Below are 3,684 nucleotides of genomic sequence, written 5' to 3' on the forward strand. Positions count from 1 at the left end.
CATTCCTGAACCTGTCATCAGAGTCGTCCTCAAGCAAAGTTAACACCTTTGCTCTCCACTCTTTCCGGGCAAGTCCACCTTCCGCTTTGCGTGATAATCCAGAAAGCCAAGGTCGATAAGGCGCCGGTGAACGGGGATGCGGCGAACGCTCGCCCGGTTTTTCAGCCGCTTGTCGCCCTCCACTTCATTGAGGTCGAAAACCCACACACCATCAATCTTGCCGACATCATCAACATCCAACTGGGCGACCTCGGTCGGGCGCATGGAGGAATACAACGCGACAACCGGCATTCAGGCCGTACCATCCAGCTTGTAGTCCGGCGGGAACAGACGTTTTAGTTCGTCCACCGTGAAGCCTTCGCGACCACCATCCTTATCCTCCTCGACCGACGACGACAGCCCTTGGGCCGGATGGGTGTCGATCACATTTTCGTGGATGGCGAATGTGAATAATGTCCCGATACAGCGCAGGTATTTGCGCCGGGTGGTCGGGTCCAGCAAGGCGACCTTTTCGCCCCGAAGCAGCTTTTCCTGCACCGCGCGGGCGATCTGGGCATAGGTCATCCCGGCATAGTCGCCGTTGCTCTTTGCATGCGGCGGCAGGCTGAGGATGATGTCGCGGACTTTGATGATATCGGGACGCCGCCGGATGTGACGGATGTTTTTTGCCGCCCCCAACGTCTCCATCAGGATGGCAAACGCAGTGGTGTAATTCCGCTTTGTCTCTGCCCGGTTGCCGACTCGCGATGGATCGGACTGAAACGTCTTGATCAATTCCGCCAGGGTGATCGGGTCTTCCTGTGGGGGCGCCACGAAGCGTTCTGCAAATGGCTTCACATGGTTGGGAACCACCGGCTTGGGAATCAGCACCGAGGGGATTGCCCGTTTGATCTTGGCCGCCAACAACTCGCCAGCAGCCACCCGGTTTGCGCCCAGAATCCATTCGTAAAATTCCTCGGGCGCCATTCGCCTAACGGCAGGATCGAGCAATTTGGCAGCATGAGGAGTTTTGCGGAACTGCACCCACAAGCGCGGCATTGCCGCTGCCAGCCCTTCCATTTCCTGTGGGGAACCACGAATGCCAAGCATTTCGAACAACGCGGGCCATGCCTCGCGTGGCGGCACCGATGGGTTTTCCAGCAACCCCATCCCCGCGTCGGTTTGAATGAACTGGTACCATCTCTCAAACCGACGCCAAGTCTCGTCTCCACGCCGAACCATGGTTTCAATGGTCTCGGGGTCGGCGTCTTCCAGATGGGTGGGCTGGACCTCACCAAGCTTAGTGCGGAATTCATCCTTGATGGCGGCAACAGCGGCAGGAAGCCGATCACAAGCGTCCCGACGATCAGCCGTGTTCAATGCCCGTTTGACGGCGTTATTTCGATATTCCGAACGCAGGGTTAACGGCACCGGCACACGGGCAAAATACCGCCCGCTCTCGCAATGCAGATACCGAACCTTTGTCGGGATATTGCCCACCACGTCCCCCTTTGCGCAGGAACGATGCTATGGCTGGTCTGATACATTGGCAACGGCAAAAATGTACGTGAAAAATGTACGTGCTGATTGTTGAAACTCGTTTTTTTTCAATTACTTCAACGGCTTAAGGCGCGAGAAAAATGCCTACCTAAACTTGAGCCTGCACTTCGGTGCAGGCTTTTTTTTGACTTAAATCAAGGCATTAGACGATATATACGGGAAGCCGCATCTAATAAAGTATTCGGGAAAAGTATACGGAAGAAGTTACAGGGTGCGGAGGCGGATCGACGGCCCGACGCCGCCCCGAGCGATCCCATTCGCTCTTGCGAACGCCACCTCGGGCTTTTTCAGGGCAATTGGCTGATAAAATAGTTCCTCAGAGGAACTCCGCCGACTGCGCACGCAGGATAAATACCATCTCCACCACCAATGGAGGTCACCCATGCGCGCACACCAAATTACCCCCAAAACCGCCAAATCCGTTGAACACCCGCTTCGCCTGATTGCGGTGCCGATTAATTGCCAGTGCATCGCACCCGTGCGGCAGGATCGTTATCAGCACCACACTGTCCCCGTGCGTGTCACGGTGAATGGCCTGCTGATCGAGGATGCCGAGATCGAAGTGATCCGTTATCTCGAAGGCGGCAGGTATGTGCAGGTGGAGTTCAGCGGCACCATCGCGATTTTCGCCTCAGCCATCTTGCCCGCGATCCAGGCTGCCCGGCTCCCCGATATTCGCTTCGAAGGCTGGGTCGAGGGCCAAGCCCGAGAATTGAAGATCGACATCGCGGGCAAGGTTGTGATGATGACGCCGGTGGCGGGGAAGATTTTCAGCCTTGTCGGCGCGGATCGCTGATCAATCGTCCCCCACCTCATAGAATTCCTCGCACTCAAAGCATCTCAGGCGGTTTTTCAGCGTGATCCAGAACGTCGCGCTGCCGCAATGCGGACATTTCTGGGCATAGTCGTCCGGGTTCCGTTGACGGTCGTCGGGAAAGGGAATCACGTTATCGTTGGCTGTTGGCATCCTGCACCTCGCTTTCACCGATATTTATCCTGCGGATGCAGCACGGCGCCCTTCAGCCTTCGAAGAACTCCTCATCGACCGATTTGATGACCAGGGTTTCTTCCACGCGGCAGCCGACGCCGTGGCGGATCATCAGGCGTGTCAGTTGGGTGCCGTCGATCAGCACGATGCGTTTGCTCAGCAGGTCGGCGGTATCGCGGGCCGAAGCGGAAAAGGTGGATGTGGTGACGAACAGCCCCTTGGTCGCCTTGAACCGATCCAGGCTGCCAAAAAAGTCGCGGATCGCCCCGGCCCCGACCGTATTGCCGTCAGCGTAGCGTTTCGCCTGCACATAGATGCGATCCAGCCCCAAGGGGTCTTGGTCGATGACGCCATCGACGCCGCCATCACCGCTACCGCCAACCAACGCCTTGTCCAGATCGGTGACCGAGCCGCCATAGCCCATGGCGACCAGCAGGCTCACCACCAACCGTTCAAAGAAGGCAGGCGTAGCGGCTCGGATGCGCTGGAGCAGATCGTCGGCCACGTTGGCTTCCAACGACCGATGGGCGTTGCGCATGATCTCGTCCGGGGTCAGCGAAATCGGTTCCGCATCGGTCGTTGGGGTTGGCGCGGCACTTTCTCCGGCTTCGGAGAAGGTGCGGAACTCCGGGAAGCGAGAGAGATATCTGGTGTTGATGTGCCGGGGGGCCGAAACCAGCACCTCCCGGCCCCGGTCGGTAATGCGGAAATGGGCGCGGCGGGTCAGTTCAATCAGCCCAGCCTTGCCAAGGTAGCTTTTCGCCCAGTGAACCCGATTGGCGAAGGTGGTTTGCCGACCCGACGGCAACAGGGTGGAGCGTTCCTCGGGCGATAGGGCGAACTCGCCCGCCAGTCGGGCCACCACGTCGGAAATGCGTTGTTCGCCCTCGGCCGCGACGCGCAGGACCGGCAACATCAGGGTCTGATAATCTGGAATCGCCACAACGCCCTCCCGTCCACTCTTGGCGGCAACAGAGTGAAGGTGTGCTGGACCAAGGTCAATCCACCAATGATCATCTTGGGCCGGGGAGGAGATTGCCGAATCTGCCAGGGGCCGTTAGAGTCCGCACCACAGGCACTTAGGGGATATTATGGCGATCTTGACGCTTCAACAGCTTTCGAACCATATGTGGGGCGCGGCGGACATCCTGCGCGGC

At 58.3% G+C, this 3,684-nt stretch carries 4 protein-coding genes; 1 reads left to right on the forward strand and 3 read right to left on the reverse strand.

Annotated features, from left to right (window positions below):
• Positions 1-39 precede the first annotated feature (39 nt).
• A complete protein-coding gene (locus KEC16_RS19495) occupies positions 40-291 on the reverse strand; it encodes a site-specific integrase (protein WP_211552069.1) in 252 nt (83 codons plus the stop codon).
• Complete coding sequence (locus KEC16_RS19500) at positions 292-1,479, reverse strand: DUF6538 domain-containing protein (protein WP_211552071.1); 1,188 nt, start codon at positions 1,477-1,479, stop codon at positions 292-294. It abuts the gene before it with no gap.
• Between the two features lie 442 nt (positions 1,480-1,921).
• On the opposite strand from KEC16_RS19500, the gene KEC16_RS19505 reads away from it, so the two are divergent.
• Positions 1,922-2,335 carry a hypothetical protein gene (locus KEC16_RS19505; RefSeq protein ID WP_211552073.1) on the forward strand — a complete coding sequence of 138 codons (414 nt, stop codon included), beginning with the start codon at positions 1,922-1,924 and terminating at the stop codon, positions 2,333-2,335.
• A gap of 223 nt (positions 2,336-2,558) precedes the next feature.
• Here the strand turns inward: KEC16_RS19505 and KEC16_RS19510 are convergent, their stop codons facing one another.
• On the reverse strand, positions 2,559-3,470 hold the full coding sequence (locus KEC16_RS19510; protein ID WP_211552075.1) for a restriction endonuclease: 912 nt from the start codon (positions 3,468-3,470) through the stop codon (positions 2,559-2,561).
• Positions 3,471-3,684: the final 214 nt, after the last annotated feature.

It is taken from the genome of Magnetospirillum sulfuroxidans (assembly GCF_018224925.1).
GTDB lineage: Bacteria > Pseudomonadota > Alphaproteobacteria > Rhodospirillales > Magnetospirillaceae > Magnetospirillum > Magnetospirillum sulfuroxidans.

Coding starts and splice junctions, on each gene's coding strand:
- KEC16_RS19495 (WP_211552069.1), bottom strand. CDS start 291: ATGCCGGTTGTCGCGTTGTATTCCTCCATGCGCCCGACCGAGGTCGCC.
- KEC16_RS19505 (WP_211552073.1), top strand. CDS start 1,922: ATGCGCGCACACCAAATTACCCCCAAAACCGCCAAATCCGTTGAACAC.